Origin of the sequence: Pseudomonas sp. NPDC086278 (assembly GCF_050280905.1) — a bacterium.
In the GTDB taxonomy this organism is placed as follows: Bacteria; Pseudomonadota; Gammaproteobacteria; order Pseudomonadales; family Pseudomonadaceae; genus Aquipseudomonas.
Map to the genome: position 1 here is coordinate 1 of NZ_JBNNWE010000167.1, position 5,959 is coordinate 5,959.

The following is a 5,959-nucleotide window of genomic DNA, read 5'->3' on the forward strand; positions in this document are numbered from 1 at the left end:
CCGCGGACTCATAGCTTGCCATCCACCCCTCTCACCCCAAAGTTTATCCCCTGCCCAAGACACAAGCGGGCTTGCTCGCGAAGAGGCCAGCCGCCTCACGACAACATCTGGAACGATCTGCGGGGCAAAAAAAAACGCCAACCCGAAGGTTGGCGTTTTGTTTGGCTCATGCGAGGCTTAGCGCGGTACGACCGGTTTGCGCGCAGGTTTCGGGCCTTTGCCTTTGGCCGCGTCCTTGCGCTCCTTGGCCGCCTGCTGGTTACGGGCGAACGCCGCTGCCTTGGCCTGTTCACGCTTGTCCCACGGGTTACCGCCATCACTGGCACGCGGCGGCAGGCCGGTGTGCTGGGTGAGGATTTTGGTGGTCTTCTCGCCGGCCACTTTATGGCTGCCGGCCGGCGTCGAGTTCTTGCGACGAGCGCTTTGGTAACTGTCGGTCGCTGGCTGATGCAGCGGGATCAGTTGGTCCTTGCCCGGCCCGATCAGGTCGGCGCGACCCATGCGGGTCAACGCTTCACGCAGCATCGGCCAGCCTTTCGGGTCGTGATAACGCAAGAACGCCTTGTGCAGACGACGCTGCTCTTCGCTCTTGACGATGGTCACCGCGTCACTTTTGTAAGTGACCTTGCGCAGCGGGTTCTTGCCCGAGTGGTACATCGCGGTGGCGGTGGCCATCGGCGACGGGTAGAACGCCTGCACCTGGTCGGCGCGGAAGCCATTGCCCTTTAGCCACAGGGCCAGGTTCATCATGTCTTCGTCGGTGGTGCCCGGGTGAGCCGCGATGAAGTACGGAATCAGGTACTGCTCTTTCCCGGCTTCCTTGGTGTACTTCTCGAACATGCGCTTGAACTTGTCATAGCTGCCAATGCCCGGCTTCATCATCTGGTTGAGCGGACCTTCCTCGGTATGTTCCGGGGCGATCTTCAGGTAGCCACCGACGTGGTGAGTCACCAGTTCCTTGACGTATTCCGGCGACTCGACCGCGAGGTCGTAACGCAGGCCGGAGGCAATCAGGATTTTCTTCACACCAGGCAAGGCACGAGCGCTGCGGTACAGCTGGATCAACGCTGAGTGATCGGTGTTCAAATTCGGGCAAATGCCGGGGAACACGCACGATGGCTTGCGGCACGCGGACTCGATTTCCGGGCTCTTGCAAGCGATGCGGTACATGTTCGCGGTTGGGCCACCGAGGTCGGAAATAACGCCGGTGAAGCCTGGCACCTTGTCGCGGATCTCTTCGATTTCACGAATGATCGATTCTTCGGATCGGTTCTGGATGATCCGGCCTTCGTGCTCGGTGATCGAGCAGAAGGTGCAGCCGCCGAAGCAGCCACGCATGATGTTCACCGAGAAACGGATCATGTCGTAGGCCGGGATCTTTTCCTTGCCGTAGGCCGGGTGCGGAACCCGTGCGTAAGGCATGCCGAACACGTAGTCCATTTCTTCGGTGGTCATCGGAATCGGCGGCGGGTTGAACCAGACGTCGACTTCGCCGTGCTTCTGTACCAGCGCACGGGCGTTGCCCGGGTTGGTTTCGAGGTGAAGCACGCGGTTGGCGTGGGCATACAGCACGGCGTCGGCGCGAACTTTTTCTACCGACGGCAGGCGAATCACGGTTTTATCGCGAGTCATCTTCGGGCTGGCCAGAATCTGCACGACCTTGGCTTCGCTCGGGTCTTCGACCGGACCCTTTTCCTGCTCGATGGCGCAGGCCTGGGTGTCCTGGGTGTTCACGTACGGGTTGATGATCTTGTCGACCTTGCCCGGACGGTCGATACGCGTGGAGTCGACTTCGTACCAGTCTTTGGGCGTATCGCGACGAATGAACGCGGTGCCGCGCACGTCGGTGATGTCTTCGATCTTGTGGCCGTAGGACAGACGCTGGGCGACTTCGACAATTGCTCGCTCGGCGTTGCCGTACAGCAGAATGTCGGCGCAGGCGTCGATCAGGATCGAGTTGCGTACCCGGTCCTGCCAGTAATCGTAGTGGGCGATGCGGCGCAGGGACGCTTCGATGCCACCGAGCACGATCGGCACGTTCTTGTACGCTTCCTTGCAGCGCTGGCTGTAAACCAGGCTGGCGCGGTCCGGACGTTTGCCCGCCATGCCGCCAGGGGTGTAGGCGTCGTCAGAGCGGATTTTCTTGTCGGCGGTGTAGCGGTTGATCATCGAGTCCATGTTGCCGGCCGCGACGCCGAAGAACAGGTTCGGCTCGCCGAGCTTCATGAAGTCGTCTTTGGACTGCCAGTTGGGCTGGGCAATGATCCCGACGCGGAAGCCTTGCGACTCCAGCAACCGGCCGATGATCGCCATGCCGAACGACGGATGGTCAACATACGCATCGCCGGTGACGATGATGATGTCGCAGGAATCCCAGCCAAGCTGATCCATCTCCTCCCTGCTCATCGGCAGGAATGGCGCCGGACCGAAACATTCGGCCCAGTACTTGGGATAGTCAAATAACGGCTTGGCTGTTTGCATGACGATGACCGGTGTTGAGATGAAAAATCGCGGGCGCGGAATATAGCACAAAAAATAACCAATTCCGACGGCTATGGTCGGAAATGTCGGCGCTGTTTGTTCGGAGGCCCCGAGGCAGGGCATAACCCTTGTGGCGAGGGGGCTTGCCCCCGTTCGGCTGCGAAGCAGTCGCCAATCAGCGAATGCGATCCACCTGGAGAAATGCGGCGGCAGGTTTTTTTGGGGGGCTGCTACTCAGCCCAACGGGGGCAAGCCCCCTCGCCACAACCCCAACCACAACCACAGCTACAGCTACAGCTACAGCTACAGCTACAGCCACAGGTTACTCGTCGTCGAAGTTGTAGCTGCCCGGCGCGAGGTTTTCGAAGCGGGTGTACTTGCCGATGAACGCCAGTCGCGACGTACCGATCGGGCCGTTCCGCTGTTTACCGATGATGATTTCAGCGATGCCCTTGTGCTCGGTTTCCGGGTGATACACCTCGTCCCGGTACACGAACATGATCACGTCAGCATCCTGCTCGATCGCTCCGGATTCCCGGAGGTCGGAGTTGATCGGGCGTTTGTTCGGTCGTTGCTCCAGGGAGCGGTTGAGCTGGGACAGCGCCACCACCGGGCAGTTGAATTCCTTGGCCAGGGCCTTCAAGGATCGCGAAATCTCGGAAATCTCGTTGGTGCGGTTATCACCGCCTGAACCCGGGATCTGCATCAATTGCAGGTAGTCGATCATGATCAGGGCCACGTCGCCGTGCTCACGCACCAGACGCCGGGTCCGCGCGCGCATTTCCGACGGGCTGATACCGGCCGTATCGTCGATGAACAGCTTGCGGTCGTTGAGCAGGTTGACCGCCGAGGTCAGGCGCGGCCAATCATCGTCGTCGAGGCGACCGGCACGGACCTTGGTCTGGTCGATGCGGCCCAGGGACGACAACATACGCATGATCAGCGATTCGCCTGGCATCTCCAGCGAGTAGACCAGCACGCACTTGTCGCTGCGCAACACGGCGTTTTCCACCAGGTTCATCGCAAAGGTGGTTTTACCCATGGACGGACGGCCGGCGACGATGATCAGGTCGGACGGTTGCAGGCCGCTGGTCATCTCGTCGAGGTCGGTGTAACCGGTCGACAGGCCGGTGATGGCGTTGTCGGTGTTGAACAAGGTGTCGATACGGTCGATGGCTTTGGTCAGCAGGTCGTTCACGCTCACCGGGCCGCCGGTTTTTGGCCGGGCCTCGGCAATCTGGAAAATCTGCCGCTCGGCTTCGTCGAGAATCTCTTCAGCGGTGCGACCTTCCGGGTTGAAAGCGCTGTCGGCAATCTCCGAAGCGATGCCGATCAGTTGGCGCAAGGTCGCCCGCGCACGAACGATCTGCGCATAAGCCTTGATGTTGGCGACGGATGGCGTGTTTTTCGCCAGTTCGCCCAGATAACCAAGACCGCCGACTTGCGAGGTCTGACCTTCCTTGTCCAATTGCTCGGCAAGGGTCACGACGTCGATCGGGGAGTTCTGATCGGCGAGCTTGGCAATCGCGCGGAAGATCAAACGGTGGTCATGCCGATAGAAATCACCATCCGACACTTGATCGAGCACGCGTTCCCAGGCGTTGTTGTCCAGCATCAAACCACCGAGCACGGCCTGTTCGGCCTCGATGGAATGCGGCGGCACCTTCAGGGAAGCGGTTTGCAGATCGTATTGCTCGGGTGCGGAGATATCGTTCATGGCCACTTGAATAGTTATGAAAATCAGGAACTGCAGAAAGACAAAGGGCACGACCTGTAAACAGGATCGTGCCCGATGTTACCGGCAAGCACCCGAGGGTGCCATAGCCGACAAGTGCTGCTTAAGCTGCTACCACGACAACGCGTACGGTGGCTTCAACTTCGGCGTGCAGGTGCACGGCTACGTCGAATTCGCCTACGTTGCGGATAGTGCCGTTCGGCAGACGAACTTCGCTTTTTGCAACTTCAACGCCAGAGGCGGTCAGTGCATCAGCGATGTCGTGAGTACCGATCGAACCGAACAGCTTGCCTTCGTCACCGGCGGTGGCAGTGATAGTCACTTCCAGCTCAGCCAGTTGGGCGGCACGGCTTTCAGCCGAAGTTTTACGGTCTGCTGCGGCTTTTTCCAGCTCAGCGCGACGCTCTTCGAACGCAGCCACGTTGGCAGCGGTCGCAGCGGTAGCTTTGCCGTAAGGCAGCAGGTAGTTACGACCGTAACCAGCCTTAACGTTCACTTTGTCACCCAGGTTGCCCAGGTTGGTGACTTTTTCCAGAAGGATCAGTTGCATGTGAAAATCCTCTTAACTTTTAACCTTCACCGTTCGCGCTATCGACGTCTTTCGGCGCCGAACGACCGCGAAAATCAATCAGGCTGTCGACAATGGCCAAGACCACCAGCAACGGATAGATCAGCTGCATGAACAGCAACAGCGTGACGTACAACCCCACCAGCCAGAACCTGGCCAGTCGCTTTTGCGCCACCAGCCCGTGAATCAGGGCCAGCCCGGCGAACACCAGCGGGACACTGCACAACGGCGTCAACATGGCCATCTGTGGACCGATATTCGGCCCCAGCAGCATGAACGCCAGCAGTAACATCGCCAGCCCCAGCGGGAAGCGGATGGCGCGAAACTCGCGACCAAAACCACCCGGGTTGTACAACAACGCCTGCCAGTAGCGCCCGACAATCAGGCTCAGCACACTGACGATTTGCAACAACGCCGCAATCAGGCCGGTCAGGACCGGTGCTATCAGGGACGCGAAACGCGCTTGCTCGTCTACCGACAACTTCTGGTAGACATCACCGAGTAGCGACGGCATGACCTTTATCAAAGCCTGCGCCAGCATCTCGATTTGGGGAGCAAAAACTGTCCCCAGCACCACTGCAAACACCACTCCCATCGCTATGCTGACCAGCAGCACGCGGTTCCAGGACTCACTTGCGCGCAAAACCAACGCAAGGCTCCAAGACCCCAGCAGCACCAGAAGTGCCCGTGGGTCATCGGCATAAAGCCACCAGATCAATGCCGGCAGCAGTCCCAGAGCAAGTACGCCAATGGCGTCCTTCAATCCGCGCCGCAGGAGCACGAAGCATCCAGCGGCAGCACCCAACCAATACAACAACGGCAATGTTGCGCATCCAGCCACTACGAGAGTGGCCTGCATACGGCCGCGCATGATGAACTCTGCTATGGCACGCATGCATTCAATCCTTTGCTACGTGTCGACTGCCCGGTCTCAGCGGCCGTGGCTGTCGGTGTAGGCCAGCAGGGCCAGGAAGCGGGCGCGCTTGATAGCGGTGGCCAGCTGACGCTGATAACGTGCTTTGGTACCGGTGATACGGCTTGGAACGATTTTGCCGGTCTCGGATACGTATGCTTTCAGGGCAGAGATAGCACCATGACCCAGTCCTTTGATATCGCCGTGATCGGCGCCACCGGTACGGTCGGCGAAACGCTGGTACAGATTCTCGAAGAACGCG

Annotated in this window: 5 protein-coding genes; all 5 read right to left on the bottom strand. The window is 59.5% G+C overall.

The features are described 5' to 3' along the window. Window positions 1-177 precede the first annotated feature (177 nt). On the bottom strand, window positions 178-2,481 hold the full coding sequence (locus ACQKP4_RS28115; RefSeq protein ID WP_427637305.1) for a YgiQ family radical SAM protein: 2,304 nt from the start codon (window positions 2,479-2,481) through the stop codon (window positions 178-180). Between the two features lie 322 nt (window positions 2,482-2,803). Further along, window positions 2,804-4,198: a replicative DNA helicase gene (gene dnaB, locus ACQKP4_RS28120; protein ID WP_427637306.1), complete on the bottom strand. Its 1,395-nt coding sequence runs from the start codon at window positions 4,196-4,198 to the stop codon at window positions 2,804-2,806. A gap of 121 nt (window positions 4,199-4,319) precedes the next feature. Continuing rightward, the gene (gene rplI / locus ACQKP4_RS28125) at window positions 4,320-4,766 is read right to left on the bottom strand and encodes a 50S ribosomal protein L9 (protein ID WP_092274087.1); all 447 of its coding nucleotides are present in this window, start codon (window positions 4,764-4,766) and stop codon (window positions 4,320-4,322) included. 19 nt (window positions 4,767-4,785) lie between these two features. Beyond that, window positions 4,786-5,679 (bottom strand): hypothetical protein, encoded by an 894-nt coding sequence (locus tag ACQKP4_RS28130; protein ID WP_427637308.1) that lies wholly within the window; start codon window positions 5,677-5,679, stop codon window positions 4,786-4,788. A gap of 36 nt (window positions 5,680-5,715) precedes the next feature. After that, entirely contained in the window at window positions 5,716-5,895 is a 180-nt protein-coding gene (gene rpsR, locus ACQKP4_RS28135; protein WP_427637309.1) for a 30S ribosomal protein S18, read from the bottom strand. Between the last annotated feature and the right edge of the window lie 64 nt (window positions 5,896-5,959).

Bases quoted from the DNA above. Each gene is read 5' to 3' on its own strand.
- ACQKP4_RS28115 (WP_427637305.1), bottom strand. From the start codon at position 2,481: ATGCAAACAGCCAAGCCGTTATTTGACTATCCCAAGTACTGGGCCGAA.
- dnaB (WP_427637306.1), bottom strand. From the start codon at position 4,198: ATGAACGATATCTCCGCACCCGAGCAATACGATCTGCAAACCGCTTCC.
- rplI (WP_092274087.1), bottom strand. From the start codon at position 4,766: ATGCAACTGATCCTTCTGGAAAAAGTCACCAACCTGGGCAACCTGGGT.
- ACQKP4_RS28130 (WP_427637308.1), bottom strand. From the start codon at position 5,679: ATGCGTGCCATAGCAGAGTTCATCATGCGCGGCCGTATGCAGGCCACT.